We start from the raw sequence: 26,796 nt of genomic DNA on the forward strand, positions 1-26,796 counted from the left end.
GCTGAAGCACCATTGGAAGAGAGGAAACAGAAATGTCCAGTTTGCTGCCCCCACTTCATGACGGTCATGCACCGATCTATCTGCATCACGCCTTTCAGGATGCGGTAGATGCTTATGAGGACTGGAATCTCGAAATGGAAGAGCCGGTCGTAGCAATCAATGGTAAGATTACCCGTATTAGCGTTGTTTTCCGACGTCTTTGGCGCTGCACTGATACAATCCCTCGCCATACGCTTGAAGCATTGAGGGACATCGTTCCATCAAGCCTTATTCATACGGAGCGCTGGAAAGAGAGTGCCACATTCGCAGAAGCTGCCCATCTGATGCGGACCGCATTGGAATGGCGGAAAGCGCGACGCGTGCCTGTCATCTGCTAAAACCGGACCGTCATATACGACGGGCGGGTTAATCCCGCCCGTTATCAGTTTACATTCAGAACAACTCAGAGCTTGCGGAATCGAACGCGCGCGCTGCGCTCAATTGCTGCAACGGTCAATTCATCCAGTGTCCAGCGATCACGCAGCATCTGAAGAAACTCGAGTTCTTCCTGCTCGACATGCAGATCAGCCGCCGCCACTTCAACGGCCAGTGCATAGGCAGTATCATAGAGCTTTTCCGGCAATGCCTCATGCGCCAAGTCGAGAATGCGCTCCAACCCGTCCTCGAAAGCCAGAAGCTCATAACAATCGCTGGCAATTTTAGGTAGCCGCGCAGAGTCAAAACCCTGAAAAACCGGCAGGCGCGAAACCACATTGCTGATCGATGCCATTTCCGCATCGGTCATCGACGTGTCTGCGGCAGACGTTGTCACCATGATGTACACTAGGGCGTCGTGTGCGGAAATCTTATTCATCGAATGCTCCTCAACAGGTGAACCGGAATCACAATTTCGGTCACATTGGCCGAAAATTAGGAAGCCTGAGAGACTTGCGCAAGGAAATTCACTCGGAATTATCGCTGCAAAGATTGACGTCTGGGTTTAGCCGCGCCATAGAGCAATAGCACATCTGAGTGCAGAAAAACTTCATCAAACAAAGCCCTTCACAGGACATCAGGAAAAAATCATGACTTCGCACCGCCTTCCCGAAATTACGCTGACCCCGGAACTGACCGCGGCGGCTGCGGAAGCGAAATCGTGGCCTTTTGAAGAGGCAAGAAAAATCCTCAAGCGCTACGAAAAGACGGGGCTTCCTGAAACCGTGATTTTTGAGACCGGCTATGGGCCATCGGGCCTGCCGCATATCGGCACGTTCGGCGAAGTTGCACGCACCTCGATGGTGCGTCACGCGTTTCGCGTTCTGACTGGTGATAAGGTCAAGACTCGCCTCATCTGTTTCTCGGACGATCTCGACGGCATGCGTAAGATCCCGGACAATGTACCGGACAAAGCAGCCCTTGAGCCATATCTGCAATTGCCGCTTTCTGCCGTGCCAAATCCGTTTGGCGGCGAATACAAGAGCTTTGCAGAGCATAATAACGCCATGCTCTGCCGCTTCCTTGATACTTTTGGCTTCGACTATGAATTCGCCAGCGCAACGGACTATTATAAGTCCGGTAAGTTCGACGCCGTACTGCTCAAGGCAGTCGAACGCTATGACGACATCATGAAGGTGATGCTGCCGACGCTCGGTGAAGAACGTCAGGCGACCTATAGCCCGTTTCTGCCAATTTCGCCAAAGTCCGGTCGCGTGCTCTACGTGCCGATGAAGCGCGTGGATGCTAAAGCTGGCACCATCACCTTTGACGATGAAGACGGTGTTGAAACCACACTCCCCGTTACCGGCGGCAACGTGAAGCTACAGTGGAAGCCGGATTTCGGTATGCGCTGGGCAGCGCTCGGTGTTGATTTTGAAATGTTCGGCAAAGATCATCAGACCAATGCCGGTATTTACGATCGCATCTGCGAAATTCTTGGCGGTCGTGCGCCAGAGCATTTTGTTTACGAGCTCTTCCTCGATCAGATCGGCCAGAAGATTTCAAAATCAAAGGGCAACGGCATCGCGATTGACGAATGGCTGGCCTATGCACCAACCGAAAGCCTTGCACTCTACAACTTCCAGAAGCCGAAGACCGCGAAGAAACTCTACTTTGACGTGATTCCGAAGGCGGTGGACGAATATTTCACCTATCTGTCAGCTTATAACCGTCAGGAATGGAAAGACCGTCTGAACAATCCGGTCTGGCATATCCATTACGGTAATCCACCAAAGGTTGAGCTGCCGGTGACATTCGCGCTGATGCTCAATCTGGTGAGTGCATCCAATGCGGAAAGCCCGAGCGTTCTGTGGGGCTTCATCTCGCGCCATGTGCCGGGTGTTACGCCAGAAAACAACCCGGAACTTGATGCGCTGGTTGGCTATGCAATCCGCTACTTCAACGATTTCGTCAAGCCAACCAAACAGTTCCGCGCCCCTGATGATGTGGAACGCGCTGCACTTGAAGGCCTTGATGCGAAACTTGCGACCTTGCCAAGCAATACCGATGGCACCGGCATTCAGAACGCCATTCTGGACGTCGCCCGTGCAATCGAACGCTATCAGGATCACACCAAAAAGAGCCCTGAAGGGGGTCCAGGCGTATCGGTTTCGTTCTTCCAGATGCTTTACGAGGTCCTGATCGGTCAGGAACGCGGCCCGCGCTTTGGTTCGTTCGTTGCCCTTTACGGCATCGACGAAACCCGCGCCCTGATCAAAAAAGCCCTCGCAGGCACCTTGTCATAAGTGAATGCTCGTAAAGTAAAAAAGCCTCGTTCCGAATTTTCGGGCGAGGCTTTTTGTTTTAATGCTCTAATTCTGTGGTGCAGGTGGAAACGCACCATCAAGCAGCGGCGGCGTTACCGGTTGTTGCGGCGTATCCGGCGGTATCATCATCGGCAGGCTCGGAGCGTTATTCAGCTCCGGCAAAGAAGTTTCCGGCTTATCCCCATAGAGGCCGAGTTTTGCATCTTCGGCTTTCTTGCCCGCTTCCCCATAAGCACCATCTGCGCTGGCCTTGGCCCAACCATTGGCGACAAGCCATAAGGCAGGATCGTCACTGCCAACGCTGCATTGGGTCGCTATCGCCGCACCGCTGTCATTTTGCGGCAGACGACACATAATCGCCCGCGCACGAAGCCACTGGCGGAATGCAGTACGGGCCTGCATACCGCATGGCCAGTTTTCACCCGCTGCCGACTGGCAGCTTTGCTCAACCGGCGTGACATCAATGCCCTGCAAGTCGACAATGCGTCCCTGACTTTCAAGACGCCCGGCTGCAATTGCTACGGGACGCTGCAGAAGCTGCATCGGCTCGCCCGCATCAACCGGCGCGGCTGGGGCTGCTGGCTCCGGCGGTTTTGGCGTTGACGCCAATCCCATATCACTCAGAGGTGGGCGCGCAGGTTCACGCTCAAGCCCGCCTTGGCCATCCTGATTGACAGGGGGCTGCGCGTCAGTGTTTGGCGCATTTTCAGCAGCAGGCATCTCTTGCGAGGCAGGATTATCGCCGCCTGTATCCTTTGCGGGTTCATTATAATCAAACTGCTCAACGACAATTCCATTACCCGAACCGGTATCCGGCTTGCTTTGACCATCGCCGCTTTCGACCACAGTGACCGGGCGATCGAGTGCGCCATAAAATGGCGCGACAAAAGCTGCCACGAGAATGGCACCGGTCAGACCGGCAAAACTACCAAAAACAATACGACCATGGTTCTTACGTTGCATATTCGTCATTACTGACTCGCCCATAAAATACGGGCGATCCACTCAATATCCTTGGTCTCAAAGGAACGATTGGGAAACTCGGGATTGAACGAATGAAGTTCAATCGTTCGCGGTGTCTGGCGATGCAGGATTTTAGCCATAACCTCTCCGTCTTTGGTTCGAACAACCACACGATCACCCCGGCGAACCGCTGCGTTGGGCGCTACGACCAACGTATCGCCATCCCGGTAAAGCGGCAACATCGAGTCGCCGGAAACTTCCAACGCATACACATTATCGGTTGGAGCAGCAGGAAACTGCACAACATCCCAACCTTGGCCAGCAGGAAATCCGGCATCGTCAAAATAACCGCCTCCGCCCGCTTCTGCCAAGCCAAGCAGCGGGATAGCACTCGGCTCCTGCAGATATTCCCCGTAATTTGGCGTCGATATTTCACCACGGATAAGCCGAGTAAACTCATCGAATGTTGCGCCTGTGGCTTCCATGACTTTAGCGAGCGACTCAGTTGAAGGCCAGCGGGCGCGACCATCGGCAGCATAACGCTTGGATTTATTGAACGTGGTCGGATCAAGCCCAGCACGGCGCGCAAGGCCAGACGCACTTAATGAATTGCGCTCCGCCAAGGCATCAATCGCAGCCCATACGCTCTCATGAGAAAACATTGTCACAACCCGCCAAAGAGGATTTTAAACCTAATAATTTATCTTAACTTGTGACAAATTTAACTGAAAATCTGATTTTACACAAGGTGCGCGATTTTACAGGGAAAATTTTCTTATTTACAAATGAAAACGCGCAGCATCACAATGCCGCGCGTTTTTAAACAGATCGTCAGGCAGCAGATCAGGCTGCTTTTTTTGCTTCGCCCTTATAAGGGTTGAAGCGCTGATAGAAGCTTTCGCCATTTTCTGCCATATCGACAAGCAGTTTCGGCGCCTTAAACTGCTGGCCGTATTTGCGCTGCAACTCCTTGGCAAGTTTGACGAATTTCTTCGCGCCCATACCATCGATATAGGAAAGCGTGCCGCCGGTATAAGGGGCAAAACCAAAGGCCAGAATGGAACCGACATCGGCTTCACGCGGATCAGTGACAATGCCTTCTTCCATCACACGCGCGGCCTCCAGAGCAATCGTCACAAGGAAGCGCTCTTTCAGCTCCTTCACGTCGATTTTATCGGGGTTCTGTTGCGGATAAAGGTCTTTCAGTCCCGGCCAAAGATGCTTCTTGGCAGGCTTGGCTGGATATTCGTAAAAGCCCTTGCCGTTCTTGCGGCCCTTGCGGTCGAACTCGTTGACGAGCTTATCCACCAGTTCCACATGACGCGGATCGACAGCCTTCTCGCCAAGATCAGCCAATGTTGCCTTGAGGATTTTCTGCGAGAGGTCAATTGCCGTTTCATCATTCAGCGCAAGCGGACCAACCGGCATACCGGCCATACGGGCGGCATTTTCGATCATCGCAGCAGGAACACCTTCAACGAGCATGTTGTAGGCTTCCGACATATAGCGCAGCACGCAGCGATTGACGTAGAAACCGCGTGTATCGTTGACAACAATCGGCGTCTTCTTGATTGCACGAACATAATCAAGGGCAACAGCCAACGCCTTGTCGGACGTCTTCTTGCCGAGGATGACTTCCACCAGCATCATCTTATCGACGGGCGAGAAGAAGTGAATGCCAATGAAGTTCTTCGGACGCTTGGAGACTTTCGCAAGGCCAGTGATTGGCAAAGTTGAAGTATTGGATGCAAAAATCGCCGTTGCCTTGAGAACTTCCTCCGCCTTTTCGGTCGCCACACGCTTGACTTCGCGGTCCTCGAACACGGCTTCGATCACCAGATCGGCACCTTCGAGCTGCGCATAGTCAGGTGTTGCCGTGATAAGCGACAGGAGCTTTTCCTTGTCTGCTTCCGTGGCGCGGCCCTTCTGCATTTCCTTGGTGATAAGGTCAGCTGTATGCGCCTTGCCCTTATCAGCGGATTCCTGATCACGATCGATCAGCACCACCGGAATGCCAGCCTTGGCTGTCACATAGGCAATGCCTGCACCCATGAAGCCAGCGCCAATGACGCCGATCTTCTTGAACTTTGTTGGCTTTTCATCGGCTGGACGGCGTGCGCCCTTGTTCAACTCCTGCAACGACACGAAGAGCGAACGGATCATCATACCCGCTTCGGTCGTCTGAAGAATTTCAGTGAAGTAGCGCTGCTCGATCTTTAGGCCGGTGTCGAACGGCACAAGAAGGCCTTCATAAACCGATTTCAGAATAGCGAGTGCCGCCGGATAATTGCCGGAGGTTTCGCGACGCAGAATGGCGGTTGCAGCAGGCCAGAGATTTGCACCGGCAGCCGAATAGATCGCGCCGCCTGGCAGTTTGAATCCCTTTTCATCCCATGGCTGAACAGGCTTAAGACCGCCCTTGATCAGCTTCTTGGCGGTTTCGACCAGCTTCTTGGCCGGAGCGACTTCAGTAACAAGCCCCATCGCCTTGGCGCGCTGCGCGCTCAGGCTTGAGCCAGTTGTCATCATCTGCAAAGCGTCCTGCTGGTTGGCAAGGCGCGGAACACGCTGCGTGCCGCCAGCCCCGGGAAACAGGCCGACTTTCACTTCCGGCAGGCCCATCTTCACGCCCGGTGCATCCGATGCAACACGAGCATGGCAGGCAAGCGACATTTCAAACGCGCCGCCCATGCATGTGCCGTTAATGGCTGAGACCCATGGCTTGCCAGAGGTTTCAAGCTTGCGGAACAATCCGCCCATCCGACCGACATTGTCGAACAACGACTGAACGGTAGCTTGGCTGTCCTTGGCTTTTTGCTTCTGAAATTCCTTGAACATGCCTTCGAGCATGGTCAGATCAGCGCCGCCTGAAAAAGTTTCCTTGCCGGACGTGATGACGACGCCCTTGACCTTTTCGTCAGCGGTCGTCGCATCGATGATAGCATTCAGTTCCTGCATCACCTCGACGGTGAAAACATTCATCGACTTTTCAGGCATGTCCCATGTGACGAGGGCAATGCCATCAGCATCGGTTTCAACTTTGAAATTTACATAAGCCATATTCGCCTCCTCTCCTTACACGCGCTCAATGATCGTGGCCGTACCCATGCCTGCACCGATGCACAAAGTGACCAGTGCCACGTTGAGGTCGCGGCGTTCGAGTTCATCCAGCACAGTGCCGAGGATCATCGCGCCCGTTGCGCCAAGCGGATGGCCCAGCGCAATCGCGCCGCCATTGACGTTGATCTTGTCGTGCGAAATGTCGAAGGCCTGCATGTAACGCAGAACCACAGCAGCGAAGGCTTCGTTCAGCTCGAACAGATCAATGTCCGAGATTTTCATCTTGGCCTGTTTGAGGAGCTTTTCCGTCACATCAACCGGACCGGTCAGCATCAGAGCTGGTTCGGAGCCGATATTGGCAAAAGCACGAATACGGGCGCGCGGCTTGATATCGAAGGCCTTGCCAGCCTTCTTCGAGCCAACGAGAACGCCTGCTGCACCATCAACAATGCCAGACGAGTTACCGGCATGGTGCACGTGATTGATGGTTTCGACTTCTGGATGCGCTTGAATGCCAACGGCATTGAAGCCGCCCATTTCACCGGGCATCACGAAGGATGGGTTGAGCTGACCGAGCGCCTGCATATCAGTGCCAGGGCGCATATGCTCATCATGATCAAGAATGGTAAGGCCATTCTGATCCTTGATGGGAATAACTGAATGCTTGAAATAACCCTTTTCCCACGATTTTGCTGCTCGCTTCTGGCTTTCGACAGCATAAGCGTCGACGTCATCACGCGAGAAGCCGTATTTCGTGGCGATTAGATCAGCGGAGACGCCCTGCGGCATAAAATAGCCCGGGAAACCGACGGATGGATCCATGTACCAGGCACCGCCCGACATACCCATGCCAACACGGGACATGCTTTCAACGCCACCCGCGATCACCAGATCGTCGGCACCGAACGCAATCTTAGCCGCTGCAAGGTTGATCGCATCAAGACCTGACGCACAGAAACGCGAAATCTGAATACCCGGTGCCTTGAAATCATAACCGGCTTCAAAAGCCGATGAACGCGGAATAACGGCACCCGCTTCGCCAACAGGATCAACACAGCCGAAAATAATGTCATCGACCTTTGCCGTATCGATGCCGTTGCGGTCGCGCAAGGATTCCAGAACCTTCGCGCCCAGACGAACGGCAGGCACTTCATGCAGACTGCCGTCTTTCTTGCCACGTCCGCGCGGTGTGCGAACGTGATCGTAAATATAAGCCTCAGCCATTTTATCTCCTTCCCGCTGAACCCGAAAGTCCAGCCTGATCTCTCACTCAAAATGTGTCTGCGTTGAGCGCCATCATGCTATCCGCACCTGACTGGATACGTGCAAGATGCGCCACACTTTCCGGCATGATCCGCTCGAAATAGTAGCGTGCCGTGATAAGTTTGGCTTCAAGATAGGCCTTATTGCCTTCACCCGCTGCCAGCTTTTCTTCTGCAACCTTCGCCATGCGCGCCCACATGTAACCAAGTGCCACCAGACCAAACAGGTGCATATAATCATTGGATGCCGCACCGGCATTGTCAGGCTTTGCCATCGCGTTCTGCATCAGCCACATTGTGGCGGCTTGAAGATCATTGACGCCCTTCTTCAGATGCTTGGTGAAGAATGAGAGCTTTTCATTCTCACGATTGGCTTCGCAGAACTCACCCACTTCCTTAAAGAAAGCAGTGATCGCACGGCCACCATTCAGCGCAAGCTTGCGGCCAACCAGATCGAGCGCCTGAATGCCGTTGGCGCCTTCATAAATCATGGCAATGCGCGCATCGCGCACATATTGGCTCATGCCATGCTCTTCGATATAGCCGTGACCACCGAACACCTGCTGCGCCATGACAGCGTGTTCAAACCCTTTATCGGTCAGAACACCTTTCAGCACAGGCGTCAAAAGCCCCACGAGATCATCCGCAGCCTGGCGCTCTGCTTCATCGCCGGAACGATGGGCAATATCGGAGTTCAACGCCGTCCAGAGAATGAGTGCACGCCCGGCTTCGTTATAAGCGCGGATATTCATGAGGTTGCGACGAATATCCGGGTGCACGATGATCGGATCAGCCTTCTTATCGGGTGCGCTCACACCTGAAAGCGCGCGGCCCTGAATGCGCTCACGTGCATAAATCGCGGCGTTCTGATAGGCTGTTTCGGCAATCGAAAGCCCCTGAAGCGCAACACCAAGCCGCGCTTCATTCATCATGGTGAACATGGCGCGCAGGCCCTTATGCGCTTCACCAATCAGGAAGCCTGTCGCATCGTCATAGTTCATAACACAGGTAGCATTGCCGTGGATGCCCATCTTCTCTTCGATGGAACCACACGACACACCATTGCGCGCACCCGGATTGCCATCAGCATCCAGAATGAACTTCGGCACGATGAACAGCGAAATGCCTTTCACACCTTCCGGTGCACCATCGATACGCGCCAACACCAGATGGATAATGTTCTCCGACATGTCATGTTCGCCAGCCGAGATGAAAATCTTCTGGCCGGAAATCTTGTATGAACCATCATCCTGCGGCGTTGCACTGGTGCGCAGAAGACCCAGATCCGTTCCGCAATGCGGCTCGGTCAGGTTCATGGTGCCAGTCCATGTGCCTTCCACCATCTTTGGCAGATAGGTGTCTTTTTGCGCATCCGTACCGTGGGTCAGGATCGCGGCAATCGCACCCTGCGTCAGGCCCGGATACATGGTCAGTGCCATATTGGCTGACGACATATATTCACCAACCGCTGTATGCAGCAGATAAGGAAGCCCCTGCCCGCCATATTGTTCAGGCACGGCCAAACCGAGCCAGCCACCTTCGCGATACTGGTCATAAGCGGCTTTGAAGCCCTCAGGGGTTTTCACCGAGCCATCGGATGCGCGAACGCAGCCTTGCCTGTCGCCTGAATGATTGACAGGAAACAGCGTGCCTTCGGCAAGCTTCGCGCCTTCGGACAGGATCGCCTCGACCACATCAGGCGATGCGTCAGCAAAGCCCGGCAAATTATTATAACGCTGATAATTCAAAACGTCATTGAGAACGAAATTTGTATCCTCAACTGGCGCGCGATAGCTCGGCATCGAAATCCTCCAAATCAATAACCCGCTCAGTCCCGCATGAAGCGAAACAGGCTTCCAACTGCGTGTTTGGTACGTCTGTCATACGAAGTGCTCAAATGCGTGACAGAGTAATCTCCATGTCAAAAATGGGGCCAAAAACTCAAAAAACCAGCCATTTTGCCACTTCTGAAGCTCCCGCAACTCAAAAACCGATGACGAGAGTCCAACTTCTTGGCAAAACTAGCGCACTTTGACGTTTCCGTAAACGTCAAAATTAAACTAATTTGTGAGGGAGTGTTTTTAAGCGCTTTGTGTAAACGCCGCCTTGGTTTGTCCCCCTGCGCCCTGCTATGGGCATTTCGTTGCGTTTGATTTGTCCAGTTCGAGAGATAGGCCGAATAGCAGCAAGAAGAGCTGTACCTCTTCAGCGCTCCGTACGCGGCTTTTAGACAGCGATAAATTCTGTATTGACGTGATCAGCGACCCCGCACTTTTTTTCGGACGCGTAGCTTCAATCCCTTCGCAGATGCGAACTGCCTGCCTCTCGTTATGTTGATACATGCAGCTAATCTAGGCTAGTCGACTGCGATATCTAACTTCACGCACTGGCTCCCTGGGGCACCAATGGCCTTCAGTGAACGTCGTTTCTAAAAACTATCCTCAGAAAGCGGTCATTCTTCCCACAATCGAAGCCAGCGCCGCCGCTGTCGTGCCATCTGATGACCAACCTTCGGCAAAAGAAATATCGTTGGAATTTGGCAACTGGTCTCGGCTAAGGGTCCGCAACCTTATACGAGAAGGAATTGCCGCTGCCTCACCCACGAAAAGCGCCTCCTGCCTAGGCAACGAAGAGAGTATTTTCGCCATGCCCGCTAAGCTGTCCGGCAAAATGCGGGAAACGTGTTCTTGGTCGGTGCTATTTGCAAGTCGCAACACAATCCACGAGTTACATTGGGATATGACTGTATCCTCAATGTCGGATGGTCGCTGTGAGACAAGCATAAGACCAAGGCCGTATTTGCGTCCCTCGCGCGCAAGTCTTCGCACCGCTGTTTGAGCCACCTCGTACTGAGCGTCGCCACGATTTGGTACGTAGCGATGCGCCTCCTCGCAAACAAACAGCACCGGATCTCGTTCGCGTTCTTCTCGCGTCTGATGGAGCTTGTATTGAAACAGCAGACGCGCGATTGCGCCCGTCAGCGGCCCAGCCACTTCATTAGGTAATCCTGAAATGTCTATGATTTTCAAACAAGAGCCGTCGGCCCCATCAACATTCAGGAATTGAGACAAAACGTCGGGAAGGCTTGGTGATTCTGGACCATGCTCTTCCATAAGGAACTGAACCCGTGGGTCCGACCTTAGCACGCGTAGCTTGTTCAGTATCGACGCATAGTCCTTTTGGAAATCCGACGGCGTCACGTCGATCCAGTTAGGACCGTTACGCTTAGCCTGACGCTCTCTAATGTGAACTTCGAACTCGGATAGGGTGAAGGGTCGAGGCTTGTCACGGTCGAACGATGCGAGTTGTTCTTCGTTCACTCCGGCTATTGGCATAGGCTGCTCAGGATGTTGTCCCACCGGGAGATCCGCCGGGATTCCGCCAGCCGCGCTGCGGGTTAAACCCGCCCCGACCATACGGGCATGCGCGAGTGCTTTATAGACAGTGTTTGCTTGGGATGTAGCTTCGAATTCCGTTTTGCCGATAACAAGCGAGCGGAACTCGTCGCTGGACATGAGCCAATAAGGGAGCTTCAGCGTGGACACATCGTCGGGGTTATTCCCCAACGCATCATATGCTCGAAAAACTTTGGCCTTGTTGCCGAACGCAGAGGCGTACTCACCGTGCGGGTCAATCAAAATGATGCAAGGACGGGTGCTCCGCTCGGGTCGGCACCGATGCTCTAGAATGGAATGAATTACGGCTGCTACCGCACTCGATTTGCCTGACCCTGTTGAGCCAAGGATTGCACAATGGTGTCCGAAAAGTTTGTCCATATTAGCACGGCAAGACACGCGTGTTGCACCTATATAAGAGCCTATGGGTACTAATCGATCCGCGCCATCCTCTGACGTCTTCTCCGCGCTGGCAAAAAGCTTATCGATCTCTTCTTTAGTTATCAGATGCACTGCTTGAAGTGGCAAAGGGTAGGTCGAAACCCCGCGTTTAAAAGTTAGCTCGTTTTCGGCGGGATTGAACCACGCTTCACCAAGCATGTCAGCCTCCACAACCCTGCGATCTTGATCGAAAGACTTACCTTGAGTTGTTGAAAGCGCCACCGCTTCTTCATCAGTTTGGAGTCGAAGGAGCCTTACAGTGGCAAACAAAAGTCTACGCCCGAGGTGCATTTTCACAATGCTACCGATCTGGCCGACGTCATAAACTCGTCCGCTGTGGCTTCTGGTAAGTTCGGTGATGTCGCGCTTAAGCGCGATTTTTATGGCGCTACCAGCAACCTCGAAGACCGTGCCAATCTCTAAATCCTGATCTAGGAGAAACGCGCTCATGCCATTGCATCCTGAATGTCCTTTGGAAAACCGCTGGCGAGAAGCGTTGCGGCCCCATCGAATGTCCACCAGTCCCGGTTGCCCTCTTCTAAGGGAAAGACTGGTCCGATTGAACCTTGGTAGATCCCCTTCGGACTCGCAACAAAAAGTCGTTGGCTCCACGGTCTCGATTGCCACTCCCTTAGCGTCTGAGGCAATTCGTTGTTCGGTTCGTCATTGAACGCAATTACCGTCAGCTGATTTCTCGACGATGACATGGCAATCTCGATCTCGGCGTTGATGTGTTCGTCTCCAAACGAGTATCCACAAACAAGTAATACGTGATCACTGCCATTGGATAGCCGCTCCCGAAATCTCTGAAAGATAGCAGCGAACGGGTCGCGCTGCGTATTCAGATATTTGGTGGCTTGCGGATAAATCATGACAGAGCCGCCATCGCCCGGATAGATATCTCCGTGCCTTACTCGCAGCAAGTTTCTCGTGCCGGAACTTGGTCTATACCAGTCGATTGAACCATGCAGTTTCGAAACAACGGCGCGTGTCCCTGCTTGGCTCGCATAATTCTGAATGTTCCAAAACGCGACACCACCGCCAATGAACCCATCTTGGAATTCTACTCCAGTTAAGGCTAGAGCATCCTCGAGCAACGTGTCATAATTAGTGGTGAAAAACTCCACAGGCGTTCGAACGAAATCGAGGCCAGCGCGACTGGTGCCAAACACGGCTTGGACAAATTTCTGATGTCCTGAGATGTCCACGATGGATTCGCTCTGGCTACCTATTCGCGCTTCAACGACTATTTCGCCCTCGGCGTTTTTAGTTGCAGCCTGATATCCCCACCGTACAGTCAAAGCTATTTGCTCAATCAGACCCTGATGGACCTCCTCAAGCTTCTCCTTCGAAACGAGCCGTCCGCCTATTTCAATACCGCCGGTGCGCGACCGCTCAGCTATGGAAATGAGATCTCCAAGGTGAGTTAGATGATGCTCGATATGTGAGGTCTCAGCGCAGTCGTCGACAACAAAATCCAGAACGCGAATGGCGTCAGCATCGGCTTCGAAAAGTTCGCTTTTTGCGAGCTCCATCACACGATCAGTTAACGGATACATTAGCGGAATATTCGCAGGATAGCTAATACCAGCCCCGAGAAGCCAAGTTTGCTTCGGACTGTTTAGATGTTTCTCAAACTGCTCAGCAATATCCACGTCTTGCGTCATCGTCCCCCCTTGATTCAATCGCTAATGGGGGCACACGCATAGCACACCACTACATGTCATCCCCGCTTGCACTATCGATAACAGTTGCAAAATTTGCTGTCATCATTATCCCGTCCAGTCAAAGAGGGTGTCCACACAGAAGTAAGCAAATAAACTACCATTTAAGCAAACCAGCTTACTCTTGTTGGTTAAATTAAAATCAATTAGAGATCCCATAGAGAAAGCCCGTTTCACCCCTACTCAACCCTCAATTTGCCAGAGATTAATTCAATTTGAATCATATCAACAAGCAAGGTAACCGGATTCCGGTTTTTTATCCGCGCGAGCATGAAAAGAAATAATTTTCTGCCGTCAATTTCTCTTGGTAGAGAACAGCAGAAAATCATTTATTTAATCAATATTTATGACAACCGAAATACATTCAAAATCTAATAGTCTGCTTTATAATGACTCCTTGAATATTTCCAAATAAATCTTTTACTATAATTGCGTCAGGCTTAAGCCTTCCTTTTCCCTTAGGAAAAAACATTGCCGAGACATCGCCTGTCGTAGCGTCAACTGTGATTTCTTCCAAAATTTTATTACCAATACTACCTATCAGGTCGGAAACCTTGTATTCGCTTAAATCGATTATTTCCTGCTGCTGTCCCGCGATATCTACTATGTAATTTGCAATATCGTCGAGTGAGATCATCAGATATTGCGGGCCACCAACTTGGTTAGGTATCAAAGCAATTGATGGTTTATTTTTTCTCATCTGCTTTATTGCGTCCACTAATGGTTCATCACCTGCGAAAAAAACTGGCGGCCTGATATTTGCGGAGCTCAGTGGAAACCCCGAAAATTGTGAACCTGTCGTTGGTTGCGATCTAGTGACTTGCAGCACAGTGGTATGGTTTTTCATCCAACGGGCGGTATCTAGACAAATATACCCCACCAGCTCCTCGATAATTTGAAGCTGTATCTGAGCTGATGGCGATATATTATGTATCGGTTCATGGTGAGCGATACGGTTCCTCAGCTTATTTATGCGGCGAACATTTTTCTGTATTCTTTCCCTATCCGCACCTGAGGGAGCGTGGGGAAATGCAGTTGCGATCAAGTTGGGAGTTAACCACAATGCATCATATTCAATTCGGAATAGATTTGACCAGAAGTCGAAAGATAATGATGCGACAATATCGTCCGCAGTTGGGTTTGAATTGCGTCTCATTAGTCGTTGACGCGTTTGGCTAAGCGACGCTGTATGTTCCGGCGTAAGTGGAAATGGAGGATTGAATATCCAGTTCACGTTGTTAAAATTTTGAGAGAAAGCAGAGTGTATGGTATTCCTAACCGATACTTCAGCCGTTTGTAATGGGAATAAAAAAGCCTTAGCCAAGCGAGCATTCCAGAGATACCATTTTATGGCGCTGTCGAAATCGCCCGCGACCTGGGCCAAATTGAGGTACGGTGCTAGTCTAGGAGCTGATATTTGTAAGGACAGCCTGTGATCCACAGGGGCAATGTAAGAAAAAGTATCTTGACTCTCAGCCATAGGCATCCTATTTCTAAAACATAGAGCAGCGATGGATTTCGCGGGCCCTCAGGACAGGTACGCCGCTCCTTTGGGCCCTTCTTGCTTTATATGATATGTATTTTGCAAATCATTCTTTTACAAACCTTTTCTTTCAGCAAATTGAATATAATCAGACTCTTGAAGTGAAGCAGTTAGTGACGCCGCTCTGCATTGAACGATATCTATTAGTCTAAAAATTAGAGACAGAGGCGACTCGGTTCGTTTGAACAGCTTTGGGCGTTTCGCTAAGTGGACTTCCGCCGCGATTATGCTGCCACCATCATTGGCGTCAGCGCCTCTCCGCCCGCCAGACCCGCACCGCGCCCCTTGCAGCGGCCTTCGGGGAATGGCTTCAGACACAGCGTTGCAAGGTATCCGCCAAATCCCGTCTGGGAGAAAAGCTCGCCTATATCCATAACCAATGGGACGGCCTGCAAACATTCCTGACAGATGGCCGCGTAGAGATTGACTCCAACAGGGTGGAGAATCCGCCCCATCGCTCTCAATCGCAAGAACGCGCTCTTTGCAGGCCACGACGAAGGCGGCATCGCCTGGGGGCGCATCGCTTCACTGATCGAAACCTGTAAAATCAACGGCGTCGAACCCTTTGCCTATCTCAAGGCCACGCTGACCGCCATCGCATGAGGACATCCCCCAAGTCACCTCGATGGCCTGCTTTCGTGGAATTTCAAGACGACAAGCTAAGACACAAGTGGTCCGCAGCGAACGCTTACGCAAATTCTCTCATAAACTCAGAATAAATTCACCACCCCACGCGCAACATTCAATGTTATGGTCCGCTGCTTCACATAACTTCCATCTACAGAATATAGCTCCGCTATTCCGCGTGTGAAATGGATAGGCGCTTAGCGGTATCCTAGCTTCTCGCCCAACAACGTACGGTTTGGGCTGACGTTCGGATCGAAGAAACCCAATCGAGAAAAATCCAGACTATTAAATAAGGATCAACTGATGGTTCGGCGGAATTATAACTTCAACCCGCTTGGGTACTCGTCTACTTCATCTGTCTGTGATCCAAACTGATTCGGATAGAGTTTGGCCATATGATCATTTGCCCAGTTTTGAACGTCCAACTCCGTGATAAAATCAACATAGTGTGGCACCGGTAAATCTAGAGATAAACCTTCAATAAAAGAAAATTCTTCCGAAAGATTTTCTCTACTATGAATAAAATATCCATAGGCCAATTCATAAGCCATGGTATGCAATTTTTTTACTTCCATCTCCATTTCGCGTGAGGCAACCTCATCGCCAACAATTCTTTCAGCCAATAGAATTGCTTGTTCTCTATAACTATCGCATTGCGCAAGAACCGCGTCTCGATCTGAAAAATCGACTAAACACATGCAGTCGCCCCTCTAAAACAGTAGCCCTCAAGGCTAATTGTCATTAGACTGACTGCGTTATTTTCTCCAGCACTTTTCTTATCTCAAAAAATTTTGTATTATTTTTGTCCACCGCTTCCTTTCCAGCCATCCCGCGAGAGAGGTCATTTGAGAAATCAAGAAATGCGAATCGAAGGAATCTAATGTAAGTTGTGATGGCTATAATCTTGAACCAACGTTTTACTCGAAGGTTCTCAAATACCCAGATTGATGTATTCGTTTGCCAAATCGCTTTTTCAAAACAAGCAAGTGCTACCCGAATAGCTCTATATTCAAGCTCGCTTTCGCCACTATTTTTCTCAGAAACGAAATCACGCGCAATTTGAATTACTACACACCAATCTTTGGCGTTTAATTTTCTATCTAAATCTAATTCTGATTGTATGGAATTCATTTCAAATCATCATGTTCTTACTGAGCAAGATAATATAGTATTAATACTATGGAAAGACTTATCTTCAATCTCTGGTCTTCACAGTCCTGGAGATTTTTACGGTTTAGATAGCAAATTTGAAGCGGCATGAATGCTTCGCATTATCCAAGGCTTTAGAAAGGTGAGGGAAAATTGTGATTCACCGTCGCAGGATTCCGACCAATAATGAGTAAGCACACTACTCACATTTCAGCTGAAAATAGAAATCCAGCTAGACTCCTGCTCATGATTGTTCCATTTATTGCTGATAATTGGGTGGGTTAAATCATGGATCAGCAGCGTTCGGAATCGGCTAATTTGGCCGAAAATTCCGCTTTTTCAGGTAGTTTGTCGGTCGAAGACAAGATCGAACGAGATCGAACAGAGCTTTTAGATCTTTCTGCTCGAAATCGCTTGTTGAACGCGCCGCGTTTTTCGAAGAGCGCGAAGATTGTCGATATCATCGATGAAAAAGCGGCAGAAGTATTTCGTATTCTCGTGACTGAAGGAAAGGCAATGACCTTCCTCGCAGGCGCGAAAGGACGCGAGAAGACCGGAGAGGATGCAGATGGTGAGGAGCTAATAGAGCTCGCACTGCCGGATGATGACGAGCGCGATGAGCAAGGCAAGCTTGTTCGACATGGAGATACCAAGCTACAGACAAAGATGACTCCGAGTGTTTTGCAGAAGCGTCTTCTGGACCTTTATTTCGACGCACGCACGCTCGAAGAAGAGCAAGGCGTCAATATTCTGTTTCTTGGCCTCGGAACGTTGAAATGGATTGATCCGAACAATAAAGAGAATATCCGATACGCTCCTTTGATATTGGTGCCGGTCATATTGGAACGCGGGACCGCCGGTGAACGGTTTAAGCTACGGGCACGGCAAGAAGATTTCTCCTCCAATCTGTCCTTGGAAGCGTTACTTGACCGTGTCCACGCGATCAAAATGCCCGAGTTTGAGGCAACAGACGATTTTTCATTTGAAGATTACGCGCAGAAAGTTGCCTCTTGTATTGCTGTTAAGCCGGATTGGTCAGTACAGCCTGACGACATCGTTCTTGGCTTCTTTTCATTCGCCAAATTCCTGATGTACCGCGATCTTGATCCTGCTCTTTGGCCAGCTCACGCCAAGTTTACAGATACGCCTCTTATTAGATCTCTCGTCTCTGATGGATTTGAACGCGATGACGACCTGATTTCTGACGAGGCTAATATTGATACCGTCATCCAGCCGTCTGAGATGACCCATATCGTCGACGCCGATAGCTCGCAGTCAGCAGCAATTCATGAGGTCAAACGGGGTAAAAACCTTGTAATTCAGGGGCCACCCGGAACAGGGAAATCGCAGACAATTGCCAATATTATTGCTTCGGCAGTTGCTGATGGAAAAACCGTACTGTTTGTAGCCGAGAAGATGGCGGCTCTGGAGGTCGTAAAACGTCGGCTTGACGCCGCTGGTGTCGGCGAAGCTTGCCTTGAGTTGCACAGCAATAAAGCGAACAAGAAAGCCGTACTGCACGACCTCCAAAAGACATGGGACTTAGGCTCACCACGCGGAAATTTCGATGGCGCGATAGATGATGTCCTGCTCGACCTTCGCGACAGGCTGAACGATCATCCCAAGAGGCTCCACCGCCTGTATGAGCCATATCGACTTTCAGCATATACGGTCATCGGCCATCTGTCTCGGCTTCGTAGGGAGGGAATGGCACCGTCAGATATCGAGCTTCATAACGCGATAGAGTGGACACCTGGTCATCGTGACGAAGTGTCGAATTTGCTTATGGAGCTCGCCGAACGCATTCGCGACATTGGACTGCCTTCTCAACATCCTTGGCGTGGTGTCGGCATAACGGGTATCTCACCTCTCGATCTTGAACGACTAGCCGTACGCATCCAGAACTCAAGCACAGCATTCGCGGAATTGCTCGAAAGGATGCAAGAAACGACGACGACGCTTCAGCGTGCGGATGTCATCGATCTTCAGGATTATCAGAACTGCAGGAAGCTTGCAGACCGACTCGCTAGCTGTCCCGATACCATTTCGAATGACGCGCTTTCAAATGATGTATGGGCGCGTTCGATCAATGACATCGCTTCCTTAGTTCAAGATGGCAAGAAGTTAGCGAATGTTGCTGAAAGAATTAATGAAATCTTAAGATCGGAAGTTTGGGGATCTGAACCTGCAGGACTCGTTTCGCAGTTCTCGCGAGTACCTGCAAATTTCTCCGATGCAGCTTTTACGACCGTTGAACAATTAAGAACCCTTCTGCCGCGATTGCTGACAGCGGTGCGATCATTGCAAGCGCTGCTCGGGATAGACGACATAGGCTCGTTGGCTTCGATTGAGCGGATGGTGGTAATCGGCCAACGTGTGGCGAATGCCCCGGATGCAAGCCCAGACGCGTTTGTTGCAGCTATTTGGGAACGAGGACTCGATCAGGCAGGTGATCTTGCTGAAGCCGTAGCCACACTACAAGATGCGCGATCAGAACTCACAGGAAAGGTTACCGATCACGCCTGGGAAGTCGATCTCGTTGCGGCGAGAACCGCTTTGGCGGTTCACGGAAAGAGAATGCTCAAATTCCTGAGCGGGGATTGGCGTTCTGCCCGATCATTGCTCAAAACGGTATTGGTTGGTGAGCCTTCCGTCGACGAAACATTGCGTATTCTCGACTTGCTTCAGAAGGGCAAGCAGGCCAGATCGACTATACGAGACGGAGATGCTCTTGGCCGTTCCGCCTTTGGAGCGGACTGGCGCGGTGAGAAGACAGACCCGAAGCCACTTGAAGATCTGGTGCTTTGGATGCGTAGCCTGCGGGGTGTCAGCACTGAGGCGCGGCAGATCGCAAGCCGTCTTTCGAACAAAGCCGCAGTTGGCACTAGCGCAGAACAAGTACAAGGCATCTTGGAAGAAGCCCGCAGACTGACTCATGCTCTGTGGCTGGAACTGTCTGATAAGACGCAGATTCTCTTCCCTGGCGCTACCGGAGCAGAAGACGCACATTTATCGCAAGTCCTTAGATTGGTGGATGAGCTCGACCAAGCTGAGCAGGAAGCCAAGACGCTCCTTAAGCGCGATCTGGCGACAGCAGGTGAACGTTCGAAAATTTTCCAAGTGTTAGGCCTCGCCCTTGATCTGAAAGCAAAAATAGACAGTCAGGGAACGCTTTTAGCTTCAGCATTTGGTCAACGATGGGAGGGCATTGGATCCGACTGGGATGCACTCTCTCTTCTGGTCGATTGGGTTCAGCAAAACGCAGACATACGTCCTTTAGCTGCGACAATAGCTGATCGGGGAGACCTAGCCAGAAAAACGGGAGCAACGCTTGATGATGCCGGTACCTGGGTCGGCGAATTCTCAGCGATCCTTGATTACCTACAGACCGATCCGGAAACACTTTTTAGAGCCAACAGGGTTGAGGAAGTTCCCTGCTCCGAATTGCAGGACCGGTTGCAAGTTTGGTTGACCTCACAGGAACAGCTTTCCAAATGGACCGCCTACCGCAATCGCGCCAATGCCGCAAACGATGCAGGCGCAGAACTAATTGTTGAACGTCTGGAAGACGGTCGTGTCACTCCAGACGGAGTAATGTCATATTTTGAGATGGCATTTTACGAAGCCATCCTACGTGATCAACATAGACACGATCCGGAGTTAGCTCGTTTCGACGGCGAGGTTCACGGAAGGCTTGTAAATGAATTCGCGCGCCTTGACATGGACAGGATGGGACTGTCGCGACTGGAAGTCGTTCGTTCACACCATAAACGTATTCCGGGCAAGAGCGGTGTTGGCCCCGTAGGTGTCCTCAGATCTGAAATGGCTCGTCGCCGTGGTCACATGCCAATTCGTCAGTTGATGACCAGGGCGGCTCCAGCAATTCAAGCGCTGAAGCCCGTCTTCATGATGAGCCCGCTGTCCATTGCACAGTTTCTGCCACCTGCACAACTCACCTTCGATTTGCTCGTTATGGACGAAGCCAGTCAGATACAACCTGTTGACGCCATTGGCGCTGTTGCCAGAGCGCGGCAGGTGGTTGTTGTAGGCGACGAAAGACAGCTGCCGCCAACGCGCTTCTTCTCGAAGATGACTTCAAGCGGCTCGGAGGACGACGACGAACTTGAAGGCGCACAGGTTTCAGATATCGAGAGCATTCTCGGTCTGTTTTCTGCGCGTGGTCTGCCCGAGAAAATGTTGAGATGGCATTATCGTAGCCGTCACCAGTCACTCATTGCAGTTTCAAATAGCGAGTTTTACGAAAACAAGCTGTTTATCGTTCCCAGTCCGTATACGCACGAAGCTGGAATGGGTCTCCGATTCCATCAAGTTTCAGGCGGAACCTTTGAAGAAGGCGCAAACAAAACCGAAGCCAAGGCCGTGGCTAAAGCTATCATCAAACATGCTCTTGAGAACCCTAACCTGTCATTGGGTGTTGCTGCTTTTTCGATCAAGCAACGTAGGGAAATACAGGACCAGCTTGAAATTCTGCGTAGGCTTAACCCTGAAACCGAAGCCTTCTTTCATTCCCATCCAACAGAACCGTTCTTCATCAAGAACCTTGAAAACGTTCAGGGTGACGAACGTGATGTCATTTTCATTTCAGTGGCCTACGCCCGCAATGCCCAAGGCTACATGGGGATGAGGTTCGGCCCACTTGGAGCAGAGGGTGGTGAACGACGTTTGAATGTTTTGATTAGTCGCGCCAAGCAACGCTGTGAAGTCTACGCGTCCATAACCGATGAGGACATCGATTTGGAGCGCGCACGAGGCAAAGGCGTAGCTGCATTCAAGCTCTTCCTTCATTTTGCAAGAACCGGACGGCTTTCGCTTTCGAAGCGTACTGAACGCGAGATGGACAGCGTCTTTGAAGAACAGGTCGCTGCGGCATTGACCGAGCGCGGCTATCAGGTCCATCCGCAAGTGGGTATTGCGGGGTTCTTTATTGATCTTGCGGTCGCCGATGATGCCGTTCCTGGGCGGTATTTGCTCGGGATTGAATGCGACGGTGCGGCATATCATGACTCTCGTTCAGCTCGCGACCGTGATCGTTTGCGACAAGCTGTTCTCGAAGCGCATGGCTGGAATATTCATCGCATATGGAGCACCGATTGGTTTCAACGCCCAAATGCTGAGCTCGAAAAGCTGATAGCCGCGATAGAACGTGCGAAGGCCAATACACTTGAACTCGACGGTGACACAGAGAAGAAGCGCAAAGCAGTCAATGTGGAGATCATCACTATTGATCGTGAGGACGTGACTGAAATCGGGCTACTGCCGAAGGATGTGATCGAAAACGCAACTCCTCTTTATAAAGAAGCGTCAATCAGGCCAGCGATCCATGTTGAACTTCATGAAACGCCTCTTGGCATTCTGGTTGAACACATTAAGGAAATTGTGGAGGTCGAAGGCCCTCTTCATCAAGACGAACTCGTCACTCGGCTCAGAAGCGCGTGGGGATTGCAAAGAGCGGGCCAGCGCATCAACAGCCATGTAACCTTGGCAATATTGGCGGCCGCCCGAAACAAGCACATCAACATTGAAGGGCAATTCCTGCTTTGGCCAAATGGTGAAATCAAGCTTCGTGATCGAAGTGAAGTTGCCTCGCTCAGTTTGCGTCGCCTCGATATGCTACCTCCTATGGAGATTGATCAGGGACTTCGACAATTGGTCGAGGTGAGCTTCGGTGCAACGCCTGATGAAGCAATCAATGCGATTTCCAGAGCGCTTGGGTTCAAATCAACAAGCGGTCAACTGAGGGAACAGATCCAAGCGAGAATTGGCTGTCTCAAAAAAGCCAATATACTTGAGGAACGAGATGGGCTTCTCACACTCAAGGCAACTTAAAACCGAAGAAACTCCGCGCCTGCTTCTGTCCTGATTGCGGCAGAAGCAGGCGCGCTTAATGTCGCATCAATTATTCGGTTTCTGGATCGCTTTAAAGGCTACCGCTTGGCAATGTTTTAGGGCGTCAGTTCTGAAATGTTTAAGTTTCTAAACGCCGACCTGATTTAGAGAGGCGATTTTTACGTGGGGGCAGAATGAAAAATTATGTAGCTTTCGTCGCGATCCTGATTGCGGCTCTGTCATTTTCCAATTTCGCGGATGCACGCAATACACCCTGCTCTGGGAAGAAGGGCGGCGTTGCGCGTTGTACCGCCGATGGCAAGTTTCTCTGTCAGGACGGCTCAATCAGTAAATCCAAGCGACTGTGCACTAGAAAGTAGCAGTCGTATGGTTCGAATGATATTGACGGCGCTTCTTAGTGTAGGCGCTGTAGCCGCTCATGCCGCTGAAATCACTGGAAGAGCCTCAGTGATCGATGGTGATACAATCGATATACATGGCGCGCGCATTCGACTGAGCGGGATCGATGCCCCTGAAAGCACGCAGACCTGTACGAATATGGAAGGCAAGTTATATCGTTGCGGCCAGAACACGGCCCTAAAACTGGATGCATTCATTCAGAATGCACAGCCGGTCACTTGCTTCCCAGTGGATCGAGATCGGTACGGTCGAACCGTTGCGTCATGCAAAACAAGCCAAGGCCAAGACATCGCCGCATGGTTGGTGGAGAACGGTCTGGCATTGGATTGGCCAGTTTACTCCAAGGGAGCCTACGAACACGTGCAAGACATTGCTATGCGAAGCTCTTCAGGCCTTTGGCAAGGTGATTTCATTGTGCCATGGGAATGGCGAAAACTGCCGAAAGCACAGCGTCGATGAGCCAAGGAAAGCCAATGGAATCGAGCGGGATTACGTACGCCATCGGCGATGTGCACGGTTGCGCCGAACTTCTGCAGAAAATGCTATCAACGATTGAGGCAGACGCTGACGGAGAGCAGTATCGGGTCATCTTCCTGGGCGATATAATAGATCGCGGGCCCGACAGCCGTGCCGCCATGGAATTAGTCTGCCGCACACTTGAAGCTCTCCCCGGCAGTTCTTTGATCCAAGGAAACCATGAAGAGTTACTGCTCAGAGTTTTGGCGTGCGATGGAAACAGCGAACGGGTGCTACAACATTGGAAAAATCAGGGGGGCGACACTACATTTTGGTCTTACTCATTCCTCGGTTATGAGAATTCCAGTTTAATCTTGGATGAATTCGAAGAGCTCTATCCACGCCATTTAAGAGCCCTAAAAGAATCCGTCAGCTATGTGATCGAAGGTCAGTACCTTTTCGTTCACGCAGGCATTCGACATGGGGTCGCGATGGCGGATCAAAAAGAAAAAGATCTTCGTTGGATCAGAGAAGGCTTTCTCGATTTTGAGGGCGATCACGGATACACAGTGGTTCACGGTCACACAATAACTGACAACTTCCAACCTGAGCGCTACCCCAACCGTATCAACCTCGACAGCGGCGCATATGTATCTGGAAGACTAAGTGCGTTAAAAGTGATAAATGGCGAACGCGAAGAGATGTTAATCGTTTCTTTGTAGCCTATAAAGTATCGGGATACCGCGTGGCGTGGCTTTTCCCTGTAGCCAATGACTAGAATATAGATGTAATGATGAGCTAACGGCGATTAACTCTATATTTTTGTTAGCGCGCACAAATGCTTTACAGTTTCTATCGGTGATAGCAGCTGCACTGAATAAGTAAGGAAAACACTCCGAGTTGATATTGGCATAACATGCCCAGCTGCTTTATAAATTAAACCGGTTCTAATGAGAGCATCCGCAGCTACCGGAATTTCGCTTATGCATGAAAACCTAAACCTTCGAATGACCATTCGTACTTGGACTAATAGAGCAAATCTTATCTAAAATGCAGGCTGCAAGATTGCCCCACCAAGTTATTGAAAACTGGTCGGCGTTTCGACCGCAATAGTCCACATCAATCCTAGTGATACTCAAGCGTAAAGAGCTACAAAAAATGCTCAATCCAAATCTTAGCGACTTCTCTGCGATCTTCTACGGGGAGTTCAAACAGCTTTTTCCCACCGGATTCTACTCTCCGATCTATCAATGCCTTGATAGCTTTAAGTTTTTCACCTTCAATTAATTGGATAGCGGGCCCGATCACTGCTCCATGAAGAAAATTAGCAGCATTTCCATCAGCGACTAGAAAGAAGTGACGCCCTGAACCGTTATTCTCTTCGTATTTTGTAAGATTCCCCATCGGGGTGCGGTCATAACCATCGATCAAACTATGTAGATCAAGTTCGTCGTCAGCGGATGTCACACTGGCAACCACGCAACCCGACTGCAGCATGCCAAACCCATTCAGTTTCAATGCCTTGTTGCCTGTAGCGCATACTACCAATGATGCATGCGAAACAGCATCTCGAAGAGATACATTTGCTTGGAAGCCACGCGCGGCCGCCTCAGCTAATTTCACTGGATCGTTGTCGTAGACGACAGTGTTAATTCCCCGTCCTCGAAGAATTCCTGCGATTGAACGCCCCACGCGACCGTAACCGACGACTGCGGCGGTTCGAGTCTGAAGAATCTCTGCCTGTTCCCGTAAAACTGCTTCAATTGAAAACACCACGCCTGAAGCAACAAGATGATCCTCTGGAAGCTTGAGAGGACTTCTGGCGACGGTAACAATCGGGGTATTATAAGGAGCGTTCTCCTCGTACTTTATAACGCCATTCTCAGTTCCCTCAAGCAAACCCAGAATATTTCCCTCGAACGCTTTTGATACTTCATCAATTGACTTCGAAAAATAGCCGCCAATATCAACAATGACTACATCTTTGTTTTTAAGGCCCAGCTTGTACAACTCTTGGACAACAGCATCTTTATCGGAAGCCCAGTCTCTTGATAATGGTGGCATTGAAAACGTTTCGCTTAACTCGCTGAATTCTGGCCTACCCACAGACTTAGGTTTTGCGAAAATCGCGCTCAATGTTACCAATCTATTCAATGCCAAGGCAAAATGAAGCGTATTCGGCACCATGTGTGCCACTGCAACGCAGTGGACTTCCCGCTTTTCTCCCAACTCGGTTATGAGATGGGAGAAAAATGCGTTGATCGTTTTGAAACTCGCCGACATTAGCCGACGCTTCCGTTATGTGTAATCGCCCATAATTTGTCACTCCTCGTTTTGTTGCGGGTTGCTAATACAAAGAAAAAAAGCTGTCTAGTTTTCATTATGGATCCAAGACAGCTTGTGCCCCATTTTTAATTGTTCTGCGTTAGACACTTCAATTTGGAAGCTGACTCGGTCATTATTGTTATAATGTGCTTGTAAATTGCGTGAATCAACGACTTTTTTATCCTCGCCGACAGTCCTTGTGTATGACACCCTCAGATTGTTCCAATTTGGCAAAGTTATTCGCATTCTGATGCTGTTAAGGACACGTTTCGACGGACCTAACTCGAAAAAAGGTTCGAAAGTGCCGTTTAAATCTCGCATTCGATGTCGAAAATGAACATTTTCCCTCTCATCGATGTGCAAAGTCCTGCCTAAGTCGACGACCATAATTCGTCGCCTTTTTTCACAGATCAGTGGCCCATGTATTCGCTGTAGCGGATGCCCCCACTTATCTTCTTCGGAGACCACTTCTGGAACCGGTTCTCTGTCAACACCTGTTCCACTCCAAGAATACTCTCTTATCAGAAAGCGGGTGGCGCTGATCGCTTTCAATCCTATTTTATGATCGGATCGAAATGTCGTAGAGCCCCTATCGACAACTTCAAATTCGCTTTCAAGATCTAAGTATTCGAACGACATTCCAGCCCCCTGGTCACTTCAACCCCATTTCGAGATGGTAGCGTTCTCTGCATAAGCCAAATCAACATATTTCAATACATTTGTTAATAAAATTGTCCGACATCAACGCCCATGAGACCAAATTGTATTAATTGAGAAGAGAGGGTTTTTGGCTCATCATAGCTTTATCAAAGGACGCAAAGATGAGACAGAAACCCGTTCCCC

At 50.5% G+C, this 26,796-nt stretch carries 19 protein-coding genes and 1 pseudogene; 7 read left to right on the forward strand and 13 right to left on the reverse strand.

Translation table 11 applies throughout. From position 1 onward, the window contains the following. The first annotated feature begins 32 nt into the window (after window positions 1-32). Window positions 33-377, forward strand: a complete 345-nt coding sequence (locus ABE527_RS10545; protein ID WP_265984439.1) for a BRA0787 family protein — start codon at window positions 33-35, stop codon at window positions 375-377. Between the two features lie 65 nt (window positions 378-442). Here the strand turns inward: ABE527_RS10545 and ABE527_RS10550 are convergent, their stop codons facing one another. Beyond that, a complete protein-coding gene (locus ABE527_RS10550; protein WP_265984441.1) occupies window positions 443-853 on the reverse strand; it encodes a tellurite resistance TerB family protein in 411 nt (136 codons plus the stop codon). A 211-nt stretch (window positions 854-1,064) separates the two neighbouring features. Here ABE527_RS10550 and ABE527_RS10555 point away from each other — a divergent pair, with 211 nt between their 5' ends. Next, a complete protein-coding gene (locus ABE527_RS10555; RefSeq protein ID WP_265984443.1) occupies window positions 1,065-2,720 on the forward strand; it encodes a lysine--tRNA ligase in 1,656 nt (551 codons plus the stop codon). 66 nt (window positions 2,721-2,786) lie between these two features. On the opposite strand, the gene ABE527_RS10560 is transcribed toward ABE527_RS10555, so the two are convergent. From ABE527_RS10560 to ABE527_RS10595, 8 genes are all read right to left on the reverse strand, one after another. Further along, a complete protein-coding gene (locus ABE527_RS10560; RefSeq protein WP_499696896.1) occupies window positions 2,787-3,713 on the reverse strand; it encodes a thermonuclease family protein in 927 nt (308 codons plus the stop codon). Then, window positions 3,713-4,366 (reverse strand): S24 family peptidase, encoded by a 654-nt coding sequence (locus ABE527_RS10565; RefSeq protein WP_265984446.1) that lies wholly within the window; start codon window positions 4,364-4,366, stop codon window positions 3,713-3,715. Before ABE527_RS10565 ends, ABE527_RS10560 begins: the two co-directional genes overlap by 1 nt. Window positions 4,367-4,547: 181 nt before the next feature. Further along, window positions 4,548-6,764 (reverse strand): FAD-dependent oxidoreductase, encoded by a 2,217-nt coding sequence (locus ABE527_RS10570; protein WP_499696897.1) that lies wholly within the window; start codon window positions 6,762-6,764, stop codon window positions 4,548-4,550. A 15-nt stretch (window positions 6,765-6,779) separates the two neighbouring features. Beyond that, window positions 6,780-7,988 carry an acetyl-CoA C-acetyltransferase gene (locus tag ABE527_RS10575; protein ID WP_265984448.1) on the reverse strand — a complete coding sequence of 403 codons (1,209 nt, stop codon included), beginning with the start codon at window positions 7,986-7,988 and terminating at the stop codon, window positions 6,780-6,782. A 46-nt stretch (window positions 7,989-8,034) separates the two neighbouring features. Next, the gene (locus ABE527_RS10580) at window positions 8,035-9,828 is read right to left on the reverse strand and encodes an acyl-CoA dehydrogenase C-terminal domain-containing protein (RefSeq protein WP_499693776.1); all 1,794 of its coding nucleotides are present in this window, start codon (window positions 9,826-9,828) and stop codon (window positions 8,035-8,037) included. Window positions 9,829-10,467: 639 nt separating this feature from the next. After that, complete coding sequence (locus ABE527_RS10585) at window positions 10,468-12,312, reverse strand: ATP-binding protein (RefSeq protein WP_499696898.1); 1,845 nt, start codon at window positions 12,310-12,312, stop codon at window positions 10,468-10,470. Continuing rightward, window positions 12,309-13,529: an SIR2 family protein gene (locus ABE527_RS10590; RefSeq protein ID WP_499696899.1), complete on the reverse strand. Its 1,221-nt coding sequence runs from the start codon at window positions 13,527-13,529 to the stop codon at window positions 12,309-12,311. Before ABE527_RS10590 ends, ABE527_RS10585 begins: the two co-directional genes overlap by 4 nt. 421 nt (window positions 13,530-13,950) lie before the next feature. After that, window positions 13,951-15,066, reverse strand: a complete 1,116-nt coding sequence (locus ABE527_RS10595) for an Abi family protein (protein ID WP_499696900.1) — start codon at window positions 15,064-15,066, stop codon at window positions 13,951-13,953. A gap of 314 nt (window positions 15,067-15,380) precedes the next feature. On the opposite strand from ABE527_RS10595, the pseudogene ABE527_RS10600 reads away from it, so the two are divergent. Further along, window positions 15,381-15,732: pseudogene (locus tag ABE527_RS10600) on the forward strand (IS66 family transposase); the annotation flags it as partial. A 341-nt stretch (window positions 15,733-16,073) separates the two neighbouring features. Here ABE527_RS10600 and ABE527_RS10605 read toward each other — a convergent pair. Further along, window positions 16,074-16,454 (reverse strand): hypothetical protein, encoded by a 381-nt coding sequence (locus tag ABE527_RS10605; RefSeq protein ID WP_499696901.1) that lies wholly within the window; start codon window positions 16,452-16,454, stop codon window positions 16,074-16,076. A gap of 43 nt (window positions 16,455-16,497) precedes the next feature. Beyond that, window positions 16,498-16,887, reverse strand: coding sequence for a hypothetical protein (locus ABE527_RS10610; protein ID WP_499696902.1), 390 nt, complete (start codon window positions 16,885-16,887; stop codon window positions 16,498-16,500). A gap of 306 nt (window positions 16,888-17,193) precedes the next feature. Between ABE527_RS10610 and ABE527_RS10615 the strand changes: the two genes are divergently transcribed. The 4 genes from ABE527_RS10615 to ABE527_RS10630 all read left to right on the forward strand — a co-directional run bounded on the left by ABE527_RS10615 (window position 17,194) and on the right by ABE527_RS10630 (window position 24,350). Beyond that, window positions 17,194-22,752 carry a DUF3320 domain-containing protein gene (locus ABE527_RS10615; RefSeq protein WP_499696903.1) on the forward strand — a complete coding sequence of 1,853 codons (5,559 nt, stop codon included), beginning with the start codon at window positions 17,194-17,196 and terminating at the stop codon, window positions 22,750-22,752. Window positions 22,753-22,946: 194 nt separating this feature from the next. Further along, a complete protein-coding gene (locus ABE527_RS10620; RefSeq protein ID WP_499696904.1) occupies window positions 22,947-23,132 on the forward strand; it encodes a YdcA family protein in 186 nt (61 codons plus the stop codon). Window positions 23,133-23,148: 16 nt separating this feature from the next. Beyond that, on the forward strand, window positions 23,149-23,631 hold the full coding sequence (locus ABE527_RS10625; RefSeq protein WP_499696909.1) for a thermonuclease family protein: 483 nt from the start codon (window positions 23,149-23,151) through the stop codon (window positions 23,629-23,631). Next, window positions 23,592-24,350, forward strand: coding sequence for a metallophosphoesterase family protein (locus ABE527_RS10630; protein ID WP_499696905.1), 759 nt, complete (start codon window positions 23,592-23,594; stop codon window positions 24,348-24,350). Before ABE527_RS10625 ends, ABE527_RS10630 begins: the two co-directional genes overlap by 40 nt. A gap of 427 nt (window positions 24,351-24,777) precedes the next feature. Here the strand turns inward: ABE527_RS10630 and ABE527_RS10635 are convergent, their stop codons facing one another. Together ABE527_RS10635 and ABE527_RS10640 are read right to left on the reverse strand one after the other, a co-directional pair. Further along, window positions 24,778-25,911, reverse strand: a complete 1,134-nt coding sequence (locus tag ABE527_RS10635; RefSeq protein ID WP_499696906.1) for an NAD-binding protein — start codon at window positions 25,909-25,911, stop codon at window positions 24,778-24,780. An 87-nt stretch (window positions 25,912-25,998) separates the two neighbouring features. After that, entirely contained in the window at window positions 25,999-26,592 is a 594-nt protein-coding gene (locus tag ABE527_RS10640) for a hypothetical protein (protein WP_499696907.1), read from the reverse strand. Window positions 26,593-26,796: the final 204 nt, after the last annotated feature.

The organism is Brucella sp. TWI432, from assembly GCF_039674445.1.
In the GTDB taxonomy this organism is placed as follows: domain Bacteria; phylum Pseudomonadota; class Alphaproteobacteria; order Rhizobiales; family Rhizobiaceae; genus Brucella; species Brucella chromiisoli.

Coding starts and splice junctions, on each gene's coding strand:
- ABE527_RS10545 (WP_265984439.1), top strand. CDS start 33: ATGTCCAGTTTGCTGCCCCCACTTCATGACGGTCATGCACCGATCTAT.
- ABE527_RS10550 (WP_265984441.1), bottom strand. CDS start 853: ATGAATAAGATTTCCGCACACGACGCCCTAGTGTACATCATGGTGACA.
- ABE527_RS10555 (WP_265984443.1), top strand. CDS start 1,065: ATGACTTCGCACCGCCTTCCCGAAATTACGCTGACCCCGGAACTGACC.
- ABE527_RS10560 (WP_499696896.1), bottom strand. CDS start 3,713: ATGACGAATATGCAACGTAAGAACCATGGTCGTATTGTTTTTGGTAGT.
- ABE527_RS10565 (WP_265984446.1), bottom strand. CDS start 4,366: ATGTTTTCTCATGAGAGCGTATGGGCTGCGATTGATGCCTTGGCGGAG.
- ABE527_RS10570 (WP_499696897.1), bottom strand. CDS start 6,764: ATGGCTTATGTAAATTTCAAAGTTGAAACCGATGCTGATGGCATTGCC.
- ABE527_RS10575 (WP_265984448.1), bottom strand. CDS start 7,988: ATGGCTGAGGCTTATATTTACGATCACGTTCGCACACCGCGCGGACGT.
- ABE527_RS10580 (WP_499693776.1), bottom strand. CDS start 9,828: ATGCCGAGCTATCGCGCGCCAGTTGAGGATACAAATTTCGTTCTCAAT.
- ABE527_RS10585 (WP_499696898.1), bottom strand. CDS start 12,312: ATGAGCGCGTTTCTCCTAGATCAGGATTTAGAGATTGGCACGGTCTTC.
- ABE527_RS10590 (WP_499696899.1), bottom strand. CDS start 13,529: ATGACGCAAGACGTGGATATTGCTGAGCAGTTTGAGAAACATCTAAAC.
- ABE527_RS10595 (WP_499696900.1), bottom strand. CDS start 15,066: ATGGCTGAGAGTCAAGATACTTTTTCTTACATTGCCCCTGTGGATCAC.
- ABE527_RS10605 (WP_499696901.1), bottom strand. CDS start 16,454: ATGTGTTTAGTCGATTTTTCAGATCGAGACGCGGTTCTTGCGCAATGC.
- ABE527_RS10610 (WP_499696902.1), bottom strand. CDS start 16,887: ATGAATTCCATACAATCAGAATTAGATTTAGATAGAAAATTAAACGCC.
- ABE527_RS10615 (WP_499696903.1), top strand. CDS start 17,194: ATGGATCAGCAGCGTTCGGAATCGGCTAATTTGGCCGAAAATTCCGCT.
- ABE527_RS10620 (WP_499696904.1), top strand. CDS start 22,947: ATGAAAAATTATGTAGCTTTCGTCGCGATCCTGATTGCGGCTCTGTCA.
- ABE527_RS10625 (WP_499696909.1), top strand. CDS start 23,149: ATGATATTGACGGCGCTTCTTAGTGTAGGCGCTGTAGCCGCTCATGCC.
- ABE527_RS10630 (WP_499696905.1), top strand. CDS start 23,592: ATGGGAATGGCGAAAACTGCCGAAAGCACAGCGTCGATGAGCCAAGGA.
- ABE527_RS10635 (WP_499696906.1), bottom strand. CDS start 25,911: ATGTCGGCGAGTTTCAAAACGATCAACGCATTTTTCTCCCATCTCATA.
- ABE527_RS10640 (WP_499696907.1), bottom strand. CDS start 26,592: ATGTCGTTCGAATACTTAGATCTTGAAAGCGAATTTGAAGTTGTCGAT.